Source organism: Thalassospira profundimaris, assembly GCF_003326675.1.
GTDB classification, from domain to species: Bacteria; Pseudomonadota; Alphaproteobacteria; order Rhodospirillales; family Thalassospiraceae; genus Thalassospira; species Thalassospira aquimaris.
Genome location: NZ_JPWF01000008.1, coordinates 50,684 through 72,830, shown reverse-complemented (window position 1 = coordinate 72,830; position 22,147 = coordinate 50,684). Strand labels below are relative to the sequence as shown.

The following is a 22,147-nucleotide window of genomic DNA, read 5'->3' as shown; positions in this document are numbered from 1 at the left end:
CAAGAATAAGATTGATTTGGTTCCGACATGGCGCACGACATTCTGATTGTCGATGATGAACAAGACATTCGAGCGTTGATTTCCGGTATTCTGGAAGACGAAGGCTATACCACCCGTCAGGCAGGATCGAGCCAGGAGGCCCTGTCCGAGGTCTCTGCACGCCGTCCAAGTCTGGTGGTTCTTGATATCTGGATGGACGAAAGTGATCACGACGGTATCGAGACGCTCAAACTGATCAAACGCGAACATAGCGAAGTTCCGGTTGTCATGATTTCCGGTCACGGCAACATTGAAACCGCACTCGAAGCATCACGGATCGGTGCTTACGACTTTATTGAAAAGCCGTTCAACACCGACCGTCTTTTGATGGTGGTCGAACGTGCTATTGATGACGCGCGTCTGCGTCGCGAAAACCGCGAACTGACCTTGCGGGCGGGTGGAGACACCGAACTTGTGGGAAAGTCTTCGGTCATCAATAACCTGCGCCAATCCGCTGAACGCGTGGCGCGGACCGGAAGCCGTATCCTGATCCATGGTCCGGCAGGATCGGGCAAGGAAGTTGTTGCGCGGCTTATTCATCAGAAATCCGCCCGTGCTGAGGCGCCGTTTGTGGTGCTGAATTGTGCGAATATTTCGCCGGAAACCATGGAGGAATCGCTTTTTGGTGCGGTTGCCAGTGCCGATCGCGAAGCGCGAACCGGGGTTCTTGAATTGGCCCATGGCGGGACTTTGTTGCTGGATGAAGTCGCTGACATGCCGCTTGAAACCCAGGGCAAAATTGTTCGTGTCTTGCAGGAGCAGACATTTGAACGTGTCGGTGGTGCATTACCTGTCAGCGTCGATGTACGCGTGATTGCGACGACTGCGCGCGATCTTGAACAACGTATTTCCGAGCAGACATTCCGTCAGGATCTTTATTATCGATTGAATGTGGTTCCGCTTGAGGTGCCGTCATTGCAGCAACGCCGTGACGACATCCCGGAACTGGCCGAACGTTTCCTTGAACGCTATGCCGATGCGACGGGCCTGCCAAAGCGCAAGCTTTCGCCTGAAGCAATGGCATCGCTTCATGCCTATGAATGGCCGGGAAATGTCCGTCAGTTGCGTAACGTCATCGAACGGTTGATGATCATGGCGCCGGATGACGAAACAACGGATCTGATTACCGGTAAAATGTTGCCATCCGAACTGTTTTCGGATGTGCCGACGTCGCTTAGTTTTGACAAAACCAGTGAAATCATGGCATTGCCGCTGCGTGAAGCACGCGAGATGTTTGAAAAAGAATATCTTCAAACCCAGATTGACCGGTTTGGGGGGAATATTTCCAAGACGGCAAGTTTTGTCGGAATGGAACGTTCAGCCTTGCATCGCAAGCTGAAAAGCCTTGGTGTGAATAGCTGATAAAGCCATTCATGTCCTGGACTGTTGTGAACGGGAGATAACAAGATGAAGGTCATCATTTGCGGCGCAGGGCAGGTGGGGTTCCACATTGCCAAGTATCTGGCTGCGGAAAACAATGATGTTACCGTGATCGACCAGTCGGAAGAACTGGTTCGCAAGATTTCAGACACGCTGGAAGTCAAAGGCATCATCGGGTTCGGGTCGCATCCGGATGTGTTACAGCAGGCAGGGGCTGACGAAGCCGATATGCTGATTGCTGTCACCTTTGCCGATGAAGTCAATATGACGGCCTGTCAGGTCGCACATTCCCTGTTTAATGTGCCGACCAAGATCGCCCGCATCCGTAGCCAGACATACCTGCAGCCTGAATGGGCAAGTTTGTTTGGTCGCGATAAGCTTCCGATTGATGTGGTGATTTCACCTGAAATGGAAGTAGCACGTGCTGTTGCCCGCCGTCTTCAGGCACCCGGCGCGTTTGATATGATCCCGTTTGCCGATGACAAGGTCAAAATCCTTGGTCTGCGCTGCAACGAGGATTGCCCGGTTATCAACACGCCTTTGCGGCAGCTTCATCAGCTGTTCCCGGATTTGAACATCTCGATCCTTGGTATGATCCGCGATGACAAACCGGTCTATCCCAAGGGCGATGATCAGATGCTGGCTGGGGACCTGGTTTATCTGGCGGTTTCAAGCGATCAGGTATCCCGTGCGATGTCGGCCTTTGGTCATGAAGACCCCGAGGCGCGCCGCATCGTGATTTTCGGCGGCGGTAACATTGCCCTGTTCCTGGCCGAAGAAATCAACAAGAACTTCCCTGGCGTTACGACCCGCCTGGTCGAAGCGGATCCGGAACGTGCCCGTTACGTCGCGCAGAAACTTCCGAAGAAAAGCGTGGTTCTGCGTGGTGACGTGCTTGATCCGGAATTGCTTGAAGAAGCCAATGTCGGGAATGCCGAGGCTGTTGTTGCCCTGACCAATGATGATGAAACCAATATTCTGTCATCGCTGTTGGCGAAGCGGTATGGCTGTCCACGCGCACTGACCCTGATCAACAAAAGCACCTATAACTCGCTGGTGTCCGAACTTGGCGTTGACGTTGTGATCAGTCCGCGCATGACGACGGTGTCAACGATCCTGCATCACGTGCGCCGTGGCCGTATCCGTGCGGTACATAGCCTGTCAGAAGGCTTTGGCGAGGTTCTTGAAGCAGAGGCACTTGAAACTGCACCAATCGTTGGCAAGGCAATCAAGGATATCGCTATGCCGGCCAGCGTAGTGTTCGGGGCTATCTTGCGTGACGGCGAAGTCGTCATGCCGCGTGCCAACACTGTGATCGAGGCCAATGACCGCATTGTTGTCTTTGCCGGTTCCGAGCAGATCAAAAAGGTCGAGAAAATGTTCGCTGTCCGGTTGGAATATTTCTGATCGGTCAGCGGATTAAACAATCCTCATACCAATAATCTCCACCAACGCCACCGGAAGTTCAAATGTCTGACAAATTGCCCCATCCGCCAAAGGCCGTCATTTTTGACTGGGATAATACCCTCGTCGATAGCTGGGGGACCATTCAGGCCGCCCTGAACATGACCTTTGACGATTTCGGCAAAGAACGCTGGACACTCGAAGAAACCAAGCAACGCGTCGCGCGTTCTTTGCGCGACAGTTTTCCGGTTCTGTTTGGCGAAGATCGCTGGGAAGCTGCCAAAGACAGCTTCTATGCCCATTTTCGGTCCATTCATCTGGAAACACTGACACCACTTGCCGGGGCGTATGATCTTTTGTGTGCACTGCGTGACAACGGCACCTATATCGGGGTCGTCAGTAACAAGAATGGTGACTTCCTGCGCAAAGAAGCAGAGCACCTTGAATGGTCGTCATTTTTTGGAAAGATCGTTGGTGCAACCGATGCCAAGAATGACAAACCGGCACCCGATCCGGTCCATATGGCGATGGGCGACTCTTCGGCGTCGCAATATGAGAATCTCTGGTTTGTAGGGGATAGTGTGGTCGATATTCAATGCGCGCGCAATGTCGGGGCCACGGCAATCCTGATCGGTGATGAATTAACCGGTCACAGTGATACGCAGAATTCTGCGACTCTTAGCCCTGATTGGCATTTCGCTGATTGCGAGGCGCTTGTAAGGGTTGTAAAAAGCTTCCCGAAAGTCTTATAGTTCAGACTGGTCATTAAAAATGGGGCAGGGGTCGTGACTGACCTGAAAGTCGACGGTCCCACATTTTCCTTGGCCGCCCGAAACCAAAAAAACGCTCATAAAAGAAGGCTAGGTCTAACCAATGGCGGAAAAATCACAAAATGTTCAGGACGTATTCCTGAATTATTGCCGTAAAAACAAAACGCCGGTTACCGTGTTTCTGGTCAACGGAGTCAAATTGCAGGGTATTATCACCTGGTTTGACAATTTCTCTGTTTTGCTGCGGCGCGATGCTCACACCCAGCTCGTGTACAAACACGCGATTTCGACGGTAATGCCGACGACACCGATTAAACTGTTTGATCCGAGCCAGCCTGCGACGGACGAAGAAAATAGCTGACGAATCTCTGACTTCGGGGGGAGGCGTAACGCCTGACGCCCCCCGGGTCCTGGTTTTCCATCCGGAACTAAAACGTGCGGACCCAACGGCGTCCTGGCGCGATGCATCTTCACGTCTGGATGAAGCAGTCAGTTTGACTGGTGCATTGGAATTTGAAGTGGTGGGCGCAGATATTGTGCCCATTGCAAAAACACGTCCGGCGACCCTGTTTGGGACCGGTGTTGTTGAACGGCTTGGTTTGCAAATCAAAGCCGAAGAAGCCGATATCGTCATGATCAATGGGCAGCTTTCCCCGATCCAGCAACGTAACCTGGAACGGGAATGGAAATGCAAGGTCATCGACCGGACCGGCTTGATTCTTGAAATCTTTGCTGATCGCGCACGCACCCGTGAAGGGCGTTTGCAGGTTCAACTGGCATTGCTGAGCTATCAGCGGTCCCGGCTTGTCAGAACCTGGACCCACCTTGAACGTCAGCGTGGTGGTCGTGGCTTCCTTGCCGGTCCTGGTGAACGCCAGATCGAGATCGACCGTCGTTTGATTGGTGACAAGCTGGCCAAGCTTCGCCGTGAACTTGAAGAAGTCAAACGTACGCGCGAACTTCATCGCGAAGCCCGTCGTCGGGTGCCATATCCGATTGTTGCACTTGTCGGTTATACCAACGCCGGTAAATCGACGCTGTTCAACCAGTTGACGGTTTCCGATGTCTTTGCCGAAGACATGCTGTTTGCGACGCTGGATCCGACCATGCGTGGTCTGATTTTGCCAAGTGGTCGCAAGGTCATTCTGTCTGACACTGTGGGCTTTGTATCTGATCTTCCGCACGATCTTGTTGCCGCATTCCGGGCAACTCTTGAAGAAGTGCTCGAAGCAGATCTGATTGTCCATGTTCGTGATGCGTCCTCGCACGAGACCGAAGCACAGAAAATGGACGTGCTTGAGGTTCTAAAAGAACTTGGTCTGCAAAAGGCCATTGACGGCGAGGAACTGGTCGAGGCCCTGAACAAGATCGACCAGATGGAAGGCGAAGACTTCCAGGCTGTTACGGAATATGCAGCCCGTCACGATAACACCATCGCGATTTCTGCTGTCAAAGGTACGAATTGCGACGGCCTGCTTGCACTGATTGAAGATCGTCTGACCGAGGATATGCCAGTGTTCGAACTGCGCGTTCCTTATTCAGACGGCAAATCACTGGCCCGGCTTTACGAGCAGGGTGAAGTTCTGCAACGCAGTGAAGGTGCGGACGGCATAACCATTCAGGTCCGTGTGGACACCACACGGCTTGGGCGATTTGAAGACTGGTGTGCGAAAGCCGGTCTTGAAATCCATCTGATATAATACGTAATCGAGTTGACCCAACGGGAGAAGTAGTGTGGCGATTAAAGTCGACATGGATAAAGTTACCGAAATTATCCGCGAGGTATCGGCCACGGAAATCGCCCCCCGTTTCGGTCAACTTGATGACGCAGATATCGATACCAAATCCCATGCGCTGGATTTGGTAACCATCGCAGATACCGAGGCCGAGCGTGTCCTGACGGCTCGTTTGACCGATCTTCTGCCCGGCAGTCTTGCCCTTGGTGAAGAGGCCGCCCATGCCGATGCCAAGTTGCAGGACCGCGTTTTCGCCGGTTCGGACCCGTTCTGGATTATTGATCCGGTTGATGGCACCAAAAACTTTGCCCATCACCGTCAGCCATTCCGTTGCATGGTTGGTCTCTATCATCAGGGTGAAACCGTTGCAGCCTGGATTGTCGATCCGATTGAAGGAACGGCAACCGTTGCGGAAAAAGGATCGGGAACCAGGTTCCAGGATAAACCGGTTTCAGTCCGGTCGCATATTGCCAAGGCAAGCGATGCTAAGGGCTTTTTGATTTCCTATGCCCGTGACCGTATTCGCAAGCATTACGGTCATCTCGATTTCTTTGATGATGTTGCACATTATTCCTGCTGTGGTGCGGAATATGAAGAAGTGGCACGTGGCGCATATGATTTCTGTGCGTATCGGACGCTTAAGCCATGGGATCACGCACCGGGCACATTGCTTGTACGTGAAGCCGGCGGATTAGCCCGTTATATCGTGACCGGAAAGGGCAACGAATATAACGCCAATGCAACTGCACCGGGCCTTCTTTGCGCAAGCTCGGAAGACTTGTGGCACGAAATCAACGAAATCCTGCTGCCCTTGTTCCCCTGATCATTGGACGGCAAGGCAAGACAAGACCGCAAGATTTGTCAAATAGACGCGTGTTAGCGTTTTCGAACTGCACAACAAATGCACGAGAGAACGATGAACAAATTACATGCCCAACGTTCCTATCAGGATCGTCTAGCCCGGGTGCAGGCCCATATTCATGATCATCTGGCAGATGAACTTGATCTGAACAAGCTTGCCGAAATTGCCTGTATGTCGCCGACCCATTGGCACCGTATCTATCATGGTGTGTTTGGGGAAACTGTGGCCGCAACGGTTAAGCGCGTCCGGTTGCATACGGCGGCCGGAATGTTGGCCAACAGCGCAATTGCAATTGAGGAAATTGCCAAACGGTGCGGTTATCCCAACCTGCAATCCTTTACCCGTATCTTTTCGGATAGTTACGGCATGCCGCCAGCGCGTTACCGCAAGGAAGGCAGCCACCGTAAATTCCACGATGCGCTGGACGAACATGGTGTGTCTGCCAACGGCCCTTGGCATGTCGAAGTCCGTAATGTTCCGGAAATATCACTTTTAAGCATACATCACCATGGGGCGTTTATGGAGATCGGTGAAGCCTTTGACCGGCTGTTCGGATGGTTGGCTATTCGCGGACTGGTCGGCCCGGATATCAGGTTAATCGGAGTTTATCATACCGATCCGGATGCCTATCGGGAAGATGACCTGTTTTCAAAGGCGGGCGCGCTTCTAAAGGACAGTGATGCAATCGATGTCGAGTTGCCGGTTGTGCGAACAACCGTTGCCGCAGGACGCTATGCCTGTTTGCGCTACAAGGGACCATATGCGGACATGAAGTCCGCGTATTTATGGTTATTTGGCAAATGGTTGCCGCAATCAGGTGAAGAAGTACGTGATGGACCGGTGTTTGAAGAATACCTGAATAATCCACGTGAAGTTGCGCCGACCGAACTGCTTACGGAAATATACATGCCGCTGGAAGGCTAGTGTTGCGCGTATCAAGATACGAATGGGGTCGGGTATTTATGCTTGGCCCCGTTCGACTTTCTTGGCCAAATTCCAGAGTGTGTCCATTTCTTCAAGATCGGATTGCGCCGCATTTCGACCGTCGCGGGCCAGTTCGTCCTCGATAAAATGGAACCGTTTGGTGAATTTGTGGTTGGCGCCACGTAGTGCTACTTCGGGATCAACACCGATTTTGCGTGCAAGATTGGCCATAACAAACAGCATGTCGCCCAGTTCGTCCTGCAAGCGGGCGGGATCAGGATTGTCGGTCATCTCGGCTTTAAGCTCGTCGATTTCTTCGTGCAGTTTGTCAAACACTTCATCGGTACTTGGCCAGTCAAATCCGACACGGGCCGCACGCTTGGTCAGTTTTTCCGCACGCATAAGGGCCGGAAGAGCACTTGCCACACCATCAAGGGCGCTATGGCGTTCATGTCCTTTGCTTTCGGCCTTTTGGGCGCGTTCGGTCGCCTTGATTTTTTCCCAAGTCTGATTGACGCCTTCGGTCGTGGTGGCATCCCCGTCACCAAAGACATGGGGGTGGCGGCTGATCATTTTGGCAACGATGCTGTTGGCAACATCTTCAAATTCAAAGTGACCGGCTTCTTTGGCCATCTGGGCATGAAAAACGACCTGAAGAAGCAGATCGCCAAGCTCGTTGCAGAGTTCCGGCATGTCGTTATCTGCAATGGCGTCAGCAACTTCGTATGCTTCTTCGATGGTGTATGGGGCAATAGTCGAGAAATCCTGTTCCAAATCCCACGGGCAACCGCCATTTGGATCACGCAAGCGCGCCATGACATCAAGCAGGTCGTTAATGGCTTTGCTATTATGCATGCTCATATGGATTTCCTTCAAACCGGACTGGAACAATTACCTAGTCCTATCGCGGTGCATCATTGCTGACAAGTCTATGATCGGGGCAAAACAAAACCCGCAAGGCAAAGTGCGCACTTGCGGGTTTTGATCTGATGTCAGGATGCCTTTGCGCATTAAGCGGCTTTAAGCTTTTCCTGTTTGTTAGCGCTATCATCGCCGGAATCTGCGGTGTTTGCGCGTTCAGCCTTTTTGCCTTCGACCAGTCCGCGGTGAAGGGCGATGACGGCTTTGTTGAAGTCGCCTTCGGCAACAACGAACTGAAGGTCAACCCGACGGCTCGGATAATGTGATGCCACCAGTTCAACACCGGCATCATCAAGGATTGATACAGCGCGTGCAAACAGACCCGGTTGGGCAATATTGGCACCGATAACCGAAACAATCGCGACCTTGCGGGTCTGAACGGTTGCTTCGGGGTGCTTTGCCTCGATCTCGTCAACGCAACGACGGATTTGCTTAAGCGGTGCGGCCACGTAATGCGTGATCGTATTGGCATTCAGGTTCTTGGTGACGGTGGGAACCTTATAACGTTTCAGGACGCTCAGAATTGATTCCTCGCCGCCCGGAACGCCAACCATGTCCTGATTGAATACTTCGATCTCAAACGCGGTCGGAACGCCGGTGACGATTTCAACGCGGCTGTTTTCAGGGTTCCAGTGATCATCAATCACTGTGCCCGGATGTTCCGGTTCAAACGTATTGGCAATCCGAAGCGGAATATCATTCTGGCGCAGGCCCTTGGCCGCACGCGGGTGAATGGCTTCCATTCCCATGTTGGAAAGCTGATCAGCCACGTCATAGCTTGTCCGGCCAATCGGGCGTACAGCATCTTCGCCCACAATGCGCGGATCGGCACTGGAAAGATGGAATTCCTTGTGAATGATCGCTTCGCTGGCCCGGGTCAGGCAGGCAATGCGCGAGAAGGTCACTTCGCTATAGCCGCGGCCATAGATGCTCATCAAACCTTCGCTGCACTGGGCGTAGCCGGTTGCAATCGCAAGCTGACTGGTAAGGTCGATATCTTCGAAGACTTTCTTGATGCGACCATCAAGTGTGGATGCTTCGGGTTCACGCCAGCCGGAAAGGTCGGCAAATACCGCGTTTACGCCCTTGGCGCGTAGCAGCAGCATGGTGTTGTGCGCGCTATGTGCCTCGCCAATCGCCGACAGCATTTCACGAACAGTCAGAAGGTGCTTTTCAAGTTTGAAATGCCCAAAGCTGCACAGGCGATGGAGGTCCATCAGGCAACTGCGCGTGCCCTCGATGCGTTCCTGCACAAAGGCATTGGCCAGTTTCAGTTCCGGCGCATCACCAAAGATCTTCTCGTTGATTTCGCACATCTTTTCGGAAACCCCGGTCAGGGCATCACCCCAGGCCCAATCGGTTTCCGACCCGGCATAAAGCTGATAGACGCCTGCTTCACCGGTTTTCTTGTTTTCCAGCAAAAGGTCGGTGAAACCGCCATATGCAGAAACGACAAAGACCCGGTTATACAGCTCTTGTTCGCTACGATTGCCGACCAGAATATTGTCCATGACCGCATCAACCTGGGTCATCGACGTACCGCCGATCTTGTGAACGCTATGCCCAGCGTCCGTTTTTTTCTGGGCTGAAAGCATGTTGCCTCCTTTGGGGGCGTTTCCTTGGAAGTTTATTGGTGTAAGAAAGTTTGAGGCGGTCGTTACCGGCCGCCCCAATCAAGAGTCCTAGCTGGCGAGTGCGTCACCATCGAGCGGGTAAACCCCGTTTTCATCATGAACTTCGCGACCGTTAAGAGGCGGGTTGAAGGCGCAGGCCACAACCATGTCCTCGGTGCCGCCACGCAGATAGTGGCGATCATGTTTGTTCAGGATGTAAACCGTGCCCGGTTCAATCTTGTATTTCTTGCCATCTTCGATGGTTTCGACTTCACCATTGCCCGAGATGCAATAAACCGTCTCGAAATGGTTGGCATAGCAGATCTCGGTTTCGGTGCCGGCATAGATGGTGGTGATATGGAACGAGAAGCCCATGCCGTCATCTGCAAGCGACAAACGGGTGCTTTCCCAGTTGTCCGATACAACGCGGCGACCGGATGCTTCACATTCTTTCAGTGTGCGAACAATCATCTTTAACTCTTTGATTTATAAAGTTGTGGGGCAGGGCGGCACAAGTGCGCGCCGCCCAAGTCGGCATTATTCAGCAGCAGCTTTGGCCGGTGCGACACTCTTGCCCATGGCTTTGGCTGTTGCCAGTTCAAGAATATCAAGACCATGTGCCAAATCCTGCTTGGAGATGATCAACGGCACAAGGCATTTCACCACTTCGTCTTCCGGCCCACTGGTTTCGATAACCAGATTATGTTTGAAGCATTCCTTGGTGACTTTGGATGCCATTTCACCGCTTTCAAAGCAGATGCCCTGCATCAGGCCACGGCCCTTGCGATACAATTTACCATCACCATAACGCTGCGCGATTTCTTCAAGGCGTGCGCCAAGGAATTCGGCCTTGTCGCGAACATCGGATGCGAATTTGTCATCCGACCAGAAATGATCAAGTGCAGCAGCAGCAGTCACAAACGCGTGGTTGTTGCCACGGAAGGTGCCGTTATGTTCGCCCGGATGCCAGATGTCATGTTCCGGCTTGATCAGAACCACCGCAAGCGGAAGGCCATAGGCCGAAAGAGATTTCGACAGCGTGATCATGTCGGGTTTGATACCTGCGGGCTCAAAGCTGAAAAAGGTGCCGGTACGACCGCAGCCTGCCTGAATGTCATCGATAATCAGAAGGATGTCGTGTTTGCGGCAAACCGTTTCGAGGTTTTTGAGCCAGCCGAAATCAGCAGCATTCAAGCCACCTTCGCCCTGAAGGGTTTCTGCAATCACGGCAGCGGGCAGGGCCACGCCACTGGAATTGTCGGACAGGACCCGGTCAAGGTACTCAGTCGTATCGGCACCATCGCCCATATAGCCATCAAACGGGACCGCAACGGCATTATCAAGCGACACGCCAGCTGCACCACGATGGTGTTCGTTGCCGGTGATGGCAAGCGAGCCCAAGGTGCAGCCGTGGAAGCCGTTGGTGAACGAAATGACGGTTTCACGGCCTTTGACGCGGCGTGCCAGCTTCAGGGCGGCTTCGACGGCATTGGTGCCGGTCGGGCCGGTAAACTGGACCTTGTATTCCATATCACGCGGTTTGAGGATTTTGCCTTCAAGCGCTTCAAGGAAGGCTGCCTTGGCCTTGGTGTGCATATCCAGGCCGTGGGTAATGCCGTTTGATTTGATGTAATCAATCAGCTTTTCCTGCAAGACCGGATGGTTGTGCCCGTAATTCAGGCTGCCTGCGCCAGCAAGAAAATCAAGATAGCGGTTACCGTTGTCGTCGGTGAGCCAGGCGCCTTCTGCTTTTTCAAAGGTGACGGGGAAGGAGCGTGCATAGCTCTGAACTTCCGATTCAAGGCGATCAAATACAGTCATGGTTCCCTCTTTCAGATTGGGAAAATCAAATCCACATGTCATGCCAAACGTCCCGGCGGTCGGGTTGTTCCAAAAAGGATGTGATCGGTTCACAGCATGAAATGGGTGAAAATCAGTTGGCCAGATTAGTTTGGCCGAATTGGTTGGGCTAGATCAGGCGGCAACGCGTTCGACATCTTCACGTTCAAACGGGCCGATCTGCCACAAAATCTCGCTCGCGGCGGCACCCTCGAAATGGGTTTCACGTTCGAACTGGACTTTGCGTTTGACGTCGGCGCCAAGCTCGCGTGCGACTGAACGGAAGACGCCCTGAGACGGGGCGTTGGTTGACGTAATCGTCGTGTTCAGTTCGGTCACGTTGTGGCATGCCGGACGATCAAGGATGTCAAGGATCAGGCGCTTTGCCAGGCGCAATCCGCGTGCCTTGGGTGATACGGCGACCTGCCAGATGAATAGCTGGCTGTTTTTGTTGGGCACAATATAGCCCGATACGAACCCTACGGCTTCGCCATCAAGTTCTGCAATCGCGCAGGTGTCTGCGAAGTGTGAGCATTGCAGCAGATTGCAATACATCGAGTTTTCATCCAATGGCTTACACTCGGCGATCAGGTTGTTCACTGTTGCGCCGTCTGTGGCCTTGGGTTTTCGGATAATCAGGTTGGCTTTCTGGCCGGTATTGCCCTTTGTGGTGGCAATTTTCATCGGTCTGCCTGTTCTGTTATTTCGATATACGATCATTCATGTCGCGTCAGATGTATAGAATATCGATATAAAATGATCAAGGGTTTGACTGTGAAAATCTTGTTAAACAAGTTAACTTAGTGAAAATAAACAATTTATAATTAATCGTATTTCGATGAAAGTGTATTGAGCTGGTGAAACCTGCAGCGTGATAAAATACCGAGTGTCGATATATTAAATCATAGAAAGTCGATTGAATTATGCTGTAATTCGTTGCGAACTGCGGGTTTCACGGCTAAAACAGTGCCTGCAACAGGACAATAATTGATGCCCGGATCGCCAAAATGGACAAATTGCACGAAGCTCTGATTTCAATTCGCCGAATTTTGCGCGCGAGTGACATTCACGCAAAAAAACTCGGTAAAATTACCGGATTGAAAACGTCGCAATTGCTGGTGTTGCAGTCTTTGGAAGAGTTCGGTGAAATGACGGTCGGCCAGATTGCTGCAAAGGTTAATCTTGCCCAGGCATCGACGACGTCATTGGTCGATAAATTGCAGTTAATGGGATTTGTATCGCGCGAACGTGGCGATACCGACAAGCGCAAGGTATTTGTCCGTCTGACTGATCAAGGCGTGGCTATTCTCGATCGTGCGCCAATGGCATTGCATGATCGTTTTTCTGATAACTTCAACAATCTTGAAGAATGGGAACAGACATTCCTGATCGCGGCATTGCAGCGGGTGTCAGGCATGATGGATGCCAGTGATATTGATGTTGCACCCGTTCTTGACCACGATGTCATTGTTGAAAAACGGGATTAACACGCGCCTGTGTTTTCTTGGTAAGTCAGGTGCGATTTATCCCGTAATCCTCTGAGTATTCAGATAATTGTACGTGTGCTGAACGGTGCGTTATTCCGTGGCGCCATTCTTGCGTTTCATATGGCGTTCGAACCACTTCGCCATGATCGGGGCCAATAGTACGATTTCAAAAATACGTACAATATGATGGAAGGCAACAAAGCTTGGCTCGACATCTAGGGCAAGTGCGATCAAGGACATCTCGGCAACGCCGCCTGGGGCAAAGGCCAGAAGGACAGCGATAAAATCAAGATCAAGCCATTGCGCGACAAACCATGCAACCACGCCAGTAAAGGCCAGAACAACAAGAGTTGCGAGGATTGAATAGATCGCCAAACGTCCAAGAACGGCAAGCTTGACGCCGGAAAAGCGGCTGCCAATGGCCGAACCAAGGATCAGGAGGCTTCCAGCCAGAAGCCAGTCGGGCAGGTTGCCTTCAACGATGCCTGTGACATGCAAGACCATGCTGGCAGCCATGGCACCGGTCATGTAGGACGCCGGAACGCCGATCTTGCGGAATACAAAAATGGTAATCAGGGCACATATGGCGGTCAGGGTGCCTTCGCCCAGACTCATATGGATGGCATCAGCATCGCCGTGACCATTGGCGACCACACCGGTAATCACCAGAACGATCAAGGGTGCGGACATAACCAGCAACAGGACGCGCAGGCCTTGGGTCAGGGCGATTTCCTGTTCATTCCCGCCCGCCGCGGCACCCAGCACCACCATCGGCGTCAAGCCGCCCGGCGTTGCGGAAAACAGGGCCGTTGCCGGATCAAGACGGGCGACCTTGCTGTAAAACCAGGTGATGATGACAGTGATGACCGGGACATACAGCAGAACGGCAATCATGCTGATCGGCCATCGCGCGGCCTGATCAAAGGTATCGGGCGTAAAGGATGCCCCCAGAAAAATGCCGATCACCGCCAGAATGGCAGACCGAAACTGCATGGGGATTCCCATTGGGACCCGCATAAGGCTTGCGATAAAGGTCGCAAGCATCGGGCCCATCATCCAAGCGAGCGGCATATTGATGGAATGGGCGATCAAGCCACCGATCAAACCAATGCCGAGACCAATGGTCAGTTTTTTGAAAAAGGCCGGTGTCAAAACACGAGAAGCGCGATTGATCCAACTGTCATTCGATGGATCGTTCTGTGTTTTGGTCATTATGCTTCAGCCTTGTTCTTTTCAATCTGATCGAGGAACCCGTCGATCGCGTCGCGCAGACGGGATGCTTCGGTATTCAGGGTGTTGGTTGCCCGTGTGACATTTTCCGAGCCGTTATGGACCCGTGCGGTTTCATTATCAAGTGCGCCGACAGCCTCGGCAACGGTGCGCATGCCGCCATTCGCATCCTGAATGCTGTCTGAAATGCCAGCGGTTGATGCTTGTTGTTCTTCAACAGCGGCGGCAATGGCCGCCGCGGACTGATCCACTTCGCCAATGACATCTGCCACACTATGAAGGGCGGCGACCACATTGTCCGTCAACCCGCGGATTTCTTCGACCTGGCTTGCAATTTCATCTGTGGCACGTGCTGTTTGCGAGGCAAGGTTTTTAACTTCGCCAGCGACCACAGCAAAACCCTTGCCGGCATCGCCCGCACGGGCGGCCTCAATCGTAGCGTTCAGGGCAAGAAGATTGGTTTGGCTTGCAATATCTTCGATCAGGCTAACGATATCGCCAATGCGCTGGGTTGCGGTTGTCAGTTGCTCGAACAAGGCGCGGGAATGTTCGCTTTCTTCACGCGCACGACCGGCGACCGTTGCAGAATTCTGTGCCTGATGGCCGATTTCGGCGATGGCTTCGGACAGGCTTGCGGTCGTTTGCGATACCGCTTCGATATGATGAAGGACCTGTTCGGAATGCTGGCTGGCATCGGCGGAACGCGCACTTGCATGGGTGGCGATCTGTTCCATATCACTTGCCGAACCATTCAATGATCCGAATTCCCGGTCAAAGCCGGAAAGGGCTTCCTGAACGGTGCGCTGGAAATGCTCGGTTGCTTCGATCAGATCTTGCTGACGCTGGCGTTCGACAGCGCGCACACGTTCGCGTTCCTTACGCAGGGTTTCTGCTTCGCGTGATTGGTCGCGCAGTACGGTAACTGACCGGGCAACGGTTCCGATCTCGTCGCGGCGCTGACCGCCGCGGATGTCGATATCCAGATCACCATTGGAAATTTGTTCGATCAGGCGGGCAAGATCGGTCATCGGGCGTGAGATGCGTCGCGATACAAAGATCGATACGATCCCGGCAATCCCGACAACCACCACAGCAACGATGACAAATACGCGCTGCAATGCTTCTGCCTTTGATGATGCATCGGCAAAGGAGGTGGTAGCAATTTCATGGGACTGGACCAGGATGGCATTCAGGGGGACCTGAAGCGCCTGAAATGTCTCATCGGCCTGCGCGATAACTTCAAGCGCGCCGTAGATATTCATTTCGCTTTCAACAAGGAACTGATCAACCTGTTCCATGTATTTGGCGTAGTTGGCTGAAAATTCTTCACCGCCAACAGTTGCCAGTCGTTCGGCGATCGGTGCCAGTTCGGCGGACAGTTTGCTGACCTTTTCACGAAGGTCGGGAACTACAGCGGCATTAATGCCGTTGGAATCCCATGTCAGAATGCGAAACAGCGATCCGTGCGCTTCATTCAAGGCATTGCTTAACGTCAGGGCATCGGATCGCCGTTCATAGGCTTCGACACGAAGGCTGGTGAGTGTTTCTTTTTCGCTTTGCAGAGTTGCAACTGTGGCAATTCCCATCGCGACAATGACGACCATCAGGAAGACAGGAACCAAAAGGGTTTTGGGACCAATCGACAGGTTATCAATAAAACGCATCTACCAAATTCCTTCGTGGCGATTATCGTCGTGTCTTAGAACTCACCGTCATTCGGAACCGCTTTGCGGTTACGCATCCATTCACGGAAGTTACCGATCAGCGGGGCAGCAAGGAACAGGATGCTGATCAGAAGAATGACAAGCGTGATCGGGCGTTCCCAGAGGAATGAAATCGAACCGTCGCTGATTGCCAATGCACGACGCAGGTTTTCTTCCATCATCTTGCCCAGAATGAAGCCAAGAAGCATCGGCGCCATCGGATAGTTCAGGAGACGCAGGCCGATTGCGATTGCTGCGGCAATCACCATCATGTGGATGTCCATGGTGTTGAAGGTCACCAGATAAACACCGACCAGCGAGAAGAACAGAACGAACGGCACCAAAAGCTGCTGGGGCAGCGCAAGCAAACGCGAGATATAAGGGATCAGCGGCAGGTTCAGGATCAGAAGCACCACGTTACCGATATACATCGAGATGATGACCGACCAGAACACGGCGGGCTGTTCAACAAACAGGCGCGGACCGGGCTGAACGCCATAGGAAATCAGCGCCCCCATCATGACAGCCGTCGTGCCCGAACCCGGAATCCCAAGGGTCAAAAGCGGAACGAACGAGCCGGAGCACGCCGCATTGTTTGCGGTTTCGGGTGCAGCCAGACCACGGATCGAGCCTTTGCCAAATTGCAGCTTTTCCTTGGCCGATGCCAGGTTGCGCTCCATGCCATAAGCCAGGAAAGAGGCAATGGTCGCACCGGCACCGGGCAGAACGCCGGTAAAGAAGCCAAGGATCGACGAACGGCCGATTACCGGAACCATGGTTTTGACTTCTTCCTTGGACAGCTTCATCGAGCCTAGGCTTTTAAGGGCCTTTTCCTCGTCGCTACGCGTGTCCTTTGTCGGACGCAGGATCGACAACAAAGCTTCGGAAAGCGCAAAGGTCGACATCGCCAACAGTAGGAAGCTGATACCATCAACAAGGTCCATGCTGCCAAAGGTAAAGCGTGCAACACCTGCGGCCGGATCAGTCCCGATGGTCGAGAGCATGATGCCAAACAGCGTCATGGTGATCGCCTTAAGAACCTGTCCCTTGCCGGCAAAGGCCGAAACAGCGGTCAGGCCAAGAACCATCAGGGCGAAATAATCGGCAGACTGGAATGAAAGCGAAACGGATGCCAATGCAGGTGCTGCTACCAGAAGGAAGATTGCCGCAATGGTACCACCCGAGAAAGATGAGTAGGCGGCAATTGCAAGGGCCTTGCCTGCCTGACCTTTCTGGGCCATCGGGTAACCGTCAAAGGCGGTTGCAACCGTACCGGCAACACCCGGTGCGTTGATCAGGATGGATGATGTGGAACCACCAAAGATGGCGCCATAATAAACACCGGCCATCAGGATCAGTCCGGTTGACGGATCAAATCCATAGGTGATCGGGATCATCAGGGCAATTGCGGTGATCGGGCCAAGACCGGGAAGCATCCCGATGAAGGTACCCGCGAAACAGCCAACCGAAACCATCAAAAGGTTGATTGGCAGGACGGCGGTCGAGAGACCTTGGAAAATTCCATCAAGCATTGTTTGAAATCCAGTAGAACAGATCGCCCGGCTGCAAATAAATTCCCATCAGGTGCAACAGCCCCCAGAATGCCAACGCAACACCGACAGCCGTCGGGATCAGGACATGAAGGCGTCTTTCACCAAGGACGTAGAATCCGCCCATCAGGAAGAGTGACGTCGAAAGCGGAAAACCAAGCCTCTTGATGGTCAGTCCATAGAACACCATCAGCACAGCAAGAATGAGTACGCGACGCCATTTGAGGCCGCGAAACGCATTTGAGAGACTGCCGGCCTCTTCATTGGCCGGCAGGATCAGTTGGACGAAGGAAACCACGCCCAGTATCCAGGCAAGGGCAGTAGGGAGAGTTCTGGCATTAAACGGTGCATCTTCGTCCCCAAACAGGAGCGGGATATCACTGATATAAAAGCCATAGATCAGAGCAAGGCATAGGAATAGCAATGCGCCGAATTTGTCGCGATTGATGGACATGGCGTGGTTTCCTTCGGAGGTCTTTTTACTTGTATTCTAATGGCTTATTTCAGGAAGCCGAGTTCACGCATCAGGTCGCCAACGACCTTTTCCTGGTTTTCCATGAAGGAGGAAAACTCTGCGCGCGGCTTATAGATTTTTTCCCAGCCATTACGCTTGCGGACGGTTTCCCATGCTTCGGTTGCCTGAACGTCTTTGAGGACGGCTGCATAGGCGTCTGCTTTGTCAGCGGACAGAGTAGGCGAGCCGAAATAACCGCGCCAGTTGACGAATTCAGCATCAATGCCGAGTTCACCGAGCGACGGAACTTCCGGAGCTGCTTCGATACGTTCTTTGGAGGTCACAGCAAGAATGCGGACCTGGCCAGCTTTGGCAAGTTCGAGAAGTTCACCAAGACCGGTCGACAGAACTTCGGTTTCACCCGACAGAAGACCGGCGATTGCTTTGCCACCGGCGTCGTACGGAATGTATTTAACCTGTTTCGCGTCGCCGCCGCCTTTCTGAACTGCATAGGCCGCAACGATATGGTCCATACCGCCACGAACCGAGCCGCCACCGAACTTGACAGAGCTCGGATCAGATTTGACTGCGTTTACAACGTCGGTGAAGGACTGATACGGGCTGTCTGCCGGTACTGCGAATGCAGCATATTCAGCAACAACAGCTGCAATCGGGGTCAGGTCGCGGAAGGACTGCGGGAAGACACCGGTCAACGAACGAACGATGATCGGGGTGGAGTTCACCATCAGGGTGTTGTCCAGACGATCCGCTGCTTCGATCATATAGGCAATGGCTTTGCCGCCGCCGCCGCCAGACATGTTTTCATAAGACGCGGTGCCAACCAGGCCCGATTTGGTTAGGGCTTCACCGGTACCACGTGCGGTGCCATCCCAGCCGCCGCCTGCGCCACCCGGAATGACAAAGTGAATTTCGTTGATTTCTGCGGCTTTGGCATCGATTGCACCAAATGCAGCAGTTGAAACAGCAACAGCCGTAGCTGCAGCAATAAATCCGCGACGCGAGAACATCGTCAGCTTATTCATCAGGGTCTCCTCCAGACACTAAAGCATTTTCCCAGGCCACCATTGTGGTGGCGGACCGACCAGCAGGAACAAAACTTCAGCAAGGAAGAGCGTCAAAAACCGCGATGCGGATACCCTAAGTCCATCTGCATGCGGTTATTAAGTCAGACCTCCCTTGCCGATATTCTTTTTGTTTGTCCCGGCAACTTCACGAGTTACCGGATCGGCAGTGCGAGGACGTTAGCAGCAGAACCTGTCATCAACCTGTCATTGCGGAAATTAGTGTGAAAAATTTTCACAGCATTTTTGCGTCAATGGAAAAGGTGGTGGAAAACACAGCGTTAGCCGGACAGCTTTACGCCACATTCGGATGCGTGTTTTTCAAGAAAGATCAACGCATTGCGACGCTTTTCTTGGGTGAAGCGGCTTGACGGACCAGATAGAGCCAAGGCACCGAAAAAATGTCCGCGACGGTCAAGAACGGGAACTGCAATGGCCGATATGTCCGGGTCTCGTTCACCTTCACTTTCGGCAAACCTGTCGTCAAGAACCTGAATGGATCGGTCATCGATACCATCCCCCCAGGCGCGAATGACATGACTTGCTGCCCCGCGGTCACATGACAATAACGCACCTTCTTCCAGATGGTGTCGCAGGCTGCGGGACGAGTTTTCACGAAACAGGCAAAGACGCTTGGAACCCTCCGGCACGTAAAAGGAGGCGGTTTCGCCGCTTTCCTCGACCAGTGCCAAAAGATGCGGGCGTACCACATCATCCATGCGATAGGATCGACGATACATCGAACCAAGCCGCCATAATGCTGGGCCGAGACGATAACGGCCACGTCCCGAAATCATCAGAAATCCATGTGACTCCAATGTGCCAGCCAGTCGCGACAGGGTGCTTTTATACATTCCTGTGCGCTCGGCCAGATCTTTCAGGGACAGATCCGCATCCTGATCGGTGAAAACTTCCAGGATTTTCAGGGCACGTTCAACGGCACTAACATTTTGTTCTGACATGAAAAACGAGTCTTTCCTGATGTGATGACGCTAGGACGCCTTTGGTAATGATTTCGCGATGGTCATAAATTCTATATAATAGAACATAATTCTACTAGACAGAATTTATGGAGTTTCCATGTTTGGATCACAATCACTGTCGGGCATCACTGTGCTTGACCTTACCAATGTTCTGGCCGGGCCGTTTTGTTGCCATCAATTGGCCCATCTCGGTGCCGAGGTCATCAAGGTGGAAGCACCGGGACGCGGCGACCTTGCCCGGCAGCTGGGTGCCGATATGGGGCTTAATGAAAAGCTGATGGGTATCTCGTTCATGGCGCAAAATGCCGGAAAGAAATCCATCACGCTGAACCTTAAGGACGCGCGTGGTAAGGACATTCTTAAAAAGCTGGTCGAACGTGCGGATGTGCTGGTCGAGAATTTCCGACCGGGTGTGATGGACCGGCTTGGACTGGGCTATGATGTTTTGGCTGCTGTAAATCCGAAGCTGGTCTATTGTGCGATTTCGGGGTTTGGGCAAACCGGCCCGATGAAAAAGCTTCCGGCCTATGACCAAATCGTCCAGGGCCTTTCGGGGATCATGACGATCACCGGCGAAGAAGATAAGGGAACCTATCGGGTCGGATATCCGGTTGCTGATACCATCGGGGGCATGACAGCGGCCTTTGCCATTAGCTCCGCCCTTGCCGGACGTGCGCTTGGCAACAAGGATGGCAAGGGATGCTTTATCGATATCTCGATGCTGGAATCCGTCATTGCGACCATGGGGTGGGTGGTTTCGAACTATCTTGTGGCGGGCAAAGAGCCTACTGCGAACGGCAATGACAATTTCACTTCTTCACCATCAGGTGCATTCAAAACAGCCGACGGGCAGATCAATATCGCGGCAAACAAACAGGAACAGTTTGAGGCCCTGTGCGGAGTGTTGGGCCTTGAAGCCCTGATTGAGGATGACCGCTTCACATCGCGCAAGGAACGACTTGAGAACCGTAATGTTCTGACTGCTTTGCTCGAAAGGGTTTTGACCACCGAAAACACCGGTCACTGGGTCGACAAGTTCAATGCAGTTGGTGTTCCGGCCGGGGCAGTATTGACCGTTCCGCAGGTTCTTGCGCTGCCGCAGATTGCAGATCGCGGCATGTTGGCATCCTTTGAAAATGTGCCCGGGGCGGATCGCGATATCCGCATTCTTAAGACCGGTATCAAAATGGATGGTGAAGCGCCATCAGTTGACATGCCACCACCGGTGCTGGGGCAGGACAATTCAGACATACTTGCGTCCCTTGGTCTGTCAAAGGACGATATCGCAACCTTGGCCGAGGAGGGCGTGCTTTGAGCGAGAAAACCGCGAAGGATATCGAGAACGAAGTTTGCGACTGGTGGGCAACGGACATCATCGATATGGAGCCGGGTCGCATTCATTACGCTGGTTATGCCATTCAGGATTTGATTGGCAATGTCAGTTTCCCGACCATGATCTGGCTGATGACCCGTGGCGAACTGCCAACAGCCGGTCAGGCACAATTGCTTGAGGCAGCGCTGGTTTCGGCCGTCGATCATGGTCCGCAAGCCCCAAGCATTGCCATCGCCCGTATGGCGGCGACTTGTGGTGTTGGTCTGAACAATGCGATGGCCAGTGCGGTAAATGTGCTTGGTGATGTTCATGGCGGTGCGGGTGAACAGGCAGTAACCCTTTATCACGATATCGCACGTCGCATGGACGAGGGGGCGTCATTGCCAGATGCGGTCTCGGCCGGGCTTGATCATCAGATCGCCGAGTTTGGTAAACATATTCCGGGCTTCGGTCATCGCTTCCATCCGCTTGACCCGCGTGCGCCGAGATTGTTGGAGCTGGTCAAGGATGCGGCCGTGCAAGGCCATGTCAGTGGGCGTATCGGGCTGATTGCCTGCGCCATTGAAGACGAGCTTCTGGCCCGCAAAGGCAAGCGCATACCGATGAATATTGATGGTGCGACGGCGGTGATCTATGCCGAACTGGGATTTGCACCTGAACTGGCCCGCGGGTTGTTCTGTTTGTCACGCTCGGTCGGGATTTTGGCCCATGCGTGGGAGCAAACCCAACAGGGCGGGCGCAACAAGGGGCCGATCCCGCGTCGGATGATCTGGAATTATACCGGTCCCGAACATCGTGCTGTTCCCGAAGACGCAAAACTGCAGTCAGGCGAGTAGG

General features: G+C 53.1%; 21 protein-coding genes. 10 read left to right on the top strand and 11 right to left on the bottom strand.

All coding sequences use genetic code 11. The annotated features are described in order from the left end of the window. Positions 1–27 precede the first annotated feature (27 nt). The 7 genes from ntrX to TH19_RS13030 all read left to right on the top strand — a co-directional run bounded on the left by ntrX (position 28) and on the right by TH19_RS13030 (position 7,115). Positions 28–1,401 (top strand): nitrogen assimilation response regulator NtrX, encoded by a 1,374-nt coding sequence (gene ntrX / locus TH19_RS13060; protein WP_114102803.1) that lies wholly within the window; start codon positions 28–30, stop codon positions 1,399–1,401. A gap of 45 nt (positions 1,402–1,446) precedes the next feature. Further along, positions 1,447–2,826 carry a Trk system potassium transporter TrkA gene (trkA, locus tag TH19_RS13055; RefSeq protein ID WP_114102802.1) on the top strand — a complete coding sequence of 460 codons (1,380 nt, stop codon included), beginning with the start codon at positions 1,447–1,449 and terminating at the stop codon, positions 2,824–2,826. A 62-nt stretch (positions 2,827–2,888) separates the two neighbouring features. After that, positions 2,889–3,575, top strand: a complete 687-nt coding sequence (locus TH19_RS13050; RefSeq protein WP_114102801.1) for an HAD family hydrolase — start codon at positions 2,889–2,891, stop codon at positions 3,573–3,575. Positions 3,576–3,696: 121 nt separating this feature from the next. Further along, the gene (hfq, locus tag TH19_RS13045; RefSeq protein ID WP_007089557.1) at positions 3,697–3,954 is read left to right on the top strand and encodes an RNA chaperone Hfq; all 258 of its coding nucleotides are present in this window, start codon (positions 3,697–3,699) and stop codon (positions 3,952–3,954) included. A 7-nt stretch (positions 3,955–3,961) separates the two neighbouring features. Continuing rightward, entirely contained in the window at positions 3,962–5,293 is a 1,332-nt protein-coding gene (gene hflX / locus TH19_RS13040; RefSeq protein WP_404969487.1) for a GTPase HflX, read from the top strand. Positions 5,294–5,327: 34 nt separating this feature from the next. Further along, positions 5,328–6,152, top strand: coding sequence for an inositol monophosphatase family protein (locus TH19_RS13035; protein WP_258547953.1), 825 nt, complete (start codon positions 5,328–5,330; stop codon positions 6,150–6,152). 93 nt (positions 6,153–6,245) lie between these two features. Further along, positions 6,246–7,115 carry an AraC family transcriptional regulator gene (locus TH19_RS13030; protein ID WP_114102798.1) on the top strand — a complete coding sequence of 290 codons (870 nt, stop codon included), beginning with the start codon at positions 6,246–6,248 and terminating at the stop codon, positions 7,113–7,115. Positions 7,116–7,151: 36 nt separating this feature from the next. Here TH19_RS13030 and mazG read toward each other — a convergent pair whose 3' ends face one another. The 5 genes from mazG to ectA form a co-directional block, all read right to left on the bottom strand. Continuing rightward, positions 7,152–7,976 carry a nucleoside triphosphate pyrophosphohydrolase gene (gene mazG / locus TH19_RS13025; RefSeq protein ID WP_114102797.1) on the bottom strand — a complete coding sequence of 275 codons (825 nt, stop codon included), beginning with the start codon at positions 7,974–7,976 and terminating at the stop codon, positions 7,152–7,154. 149 nt (positions 7,977–8,125) lie between these two features. Continuing rightward, positions 8,126–9,631 (bottom strand): aspartate kinase, encoded by a 1,506-nt coding sequence (locus tag TH19_RS13020; protein ID WP_114102796.1) that lies wholly within the window; start codon positions 9,629–9,631, stop codon positions 8,126–8,128. Positions 9,632–9,718: 87 nt separating this feature from the next. Then, entirely contained in the window at positions 9,719–10,120 is a 402-nt protein-coding gene (locus TH19_RS13015; RefSeq protein ID WP_068519046.1) for an ectoine synthase, read from the bottom strand. A gap of 66 nt (positions 10,121–10,186) precedes the next feature. Beyond that, a complete protein-coding gene (ectB, locus tag TH19_RS13010; RefSeq protein ID WP_114102939.1) occupies positions 10,187–11,470 on the bottom strand; it encodes a diaminobutyrate--2-oxoglutarate transaminase in 1,284 nt (427 codons plus the stop codon). Positions 11,471–11,623: 153 nt separating this feature from the next. After that, the gene (gene ectA / locus TH19_RS13005; protein WP_114102795.1) at positions 11,624–12,172 is read right to left on the bottom strand and encodes a diaminobutyrate acetyltransferase; all 549 of its coding nucleotides are present in this window, start codon (positions 12,170–12,172) and stop codon (positions 11,624–11,626) included. 323 nt (positions 12,173–12,495) lie between these two features. Here ectA and TH19_RS13000 point away from each other — a divergent pair, with 323 nt between their 5' ends. Next, entirely contained in the window at positions 12,496–12,975 is a 480-nt protein-coding gene (locus tag TH19_RS13000) for a MarR family winged helix-turn-helix transcriptional regulator (RefSeq protein WP_114102794.1), read from the top strand. 90 nt (positions 12,976–13,065) lie between these two features. Here TH19_RS13000 and TH19_RS12995 read toward each other — a convergent pair whose 3' ends face one another. The 6 genes from TH19_RS12995 to TH19_RS12970 form a co-directional block, all read right to left on the bottom strand. Further along, on the bottom strand, positions 13,066–14,187 hold the full coding sequence (locus tag TH19_RS12995; protein ID WP_114102793.1) for an AbrB family transcriptional regulator: 1,122 nt from the start codon (positions 14,185–14,187) through the stop codon (positions 13,066–13,068). Beyond that, positions 14,187–15,869: a methyl-accepting chemotaxis protein gene (locus TH19_RS12990; RefSeq protein WP_114102792.1), complete on the bottom strand. Its 1,683-nt coding sequence runs from the start codon at positions 15,867–15,869 to the stop codon at positions 14,187–14,189. The genes TH19_RS12995 and TH19_RS12990 overlap by 1 nt, the downstream gene beginning before the upstream one ends. A 35-nt stretch (positions 15,870–15,904) precedes the next feature. Further along, entirely contained in the window at positions 15,905–17,440 is a 1,536-nt protein-coding gene (locus tag TH19_RS12985; protein ID WP_114102791.1) for a tripartite tricarboxylate transporter permease, read from the bottom strand. After that, positions 17,433–17,912, bottom strand: a complete 480-nt coding sequence (locus tag TH19_RS12980) for a tripartite tricarboxylate transporter TctB family protein (protein WP_114102790.1) — start codon at positions 17,910–17,912, stop codon at positions 17,433–17,435. The genes TH19_RS12985 and TH19_RS12980 overlap by 8 nt, the downstream gene beginning before the upstream one ends. 44 nt (positions 17,913–17,956) lie before the next feature. After that, the gene (locus TH19_RS12975; protein ID WP_181846408.1) at positions 17,957–18,955 is read right to left on the bottom strand and encodes a tripartite tricarboxylate transporter substrate binding protein; all 999 of its coding nucleotides are present in this window, start codon (positions 18,953–18,955) and stop codon (positions 17,957–17,959) included. 320 nt (positions 18,956–19,275) lie between these two features. Then, positions 19,276–19,956, bottom strand: a complete 681-nt coding sequence (locus tag TH19_RS12970; RefSeq protein WP_114102788.1) for an IclR family transcriptional regulator — start codon at positions 19,954–19,956, stop codon at positions 19,276–19,278. A 118-nt stretch (positions 19,957–20,074) separates the two neighbouring features. Between TH19_RS12970 and TH19_RS12965 the strand changes: the two genes are divergently transcribed. Together TH19_RS12965 and TH19_RS12960 are read left to right on the top strand one after the other, a co-directional pair. Next, a complete protein-coding gene (locus tag TH19_RS12965; RefSeq protein WP_114102787.1) occupies positions 20,075–21,292 on the top strand; it encodes a CaiB/BaiF CoA transferase family protein in 1,218 nt (405 codons plus the stop codon). After that, positions 21,289–22,146, top strand: a complete 858-nt coding sequence (locus tag TH19_RS12960; protein ID WP_114102786.1) for a citryl-CoA lyase — start codon at positions 21,289–21,291, stop codon at positions 22,144–22,146. Before TH19_RS12965 ends, TH19_RS12960 begins: the two co-directional genes overlap by 4 nt. The last annotated feature ends 1 nt before the right edge of the window (position 22,147 follow it).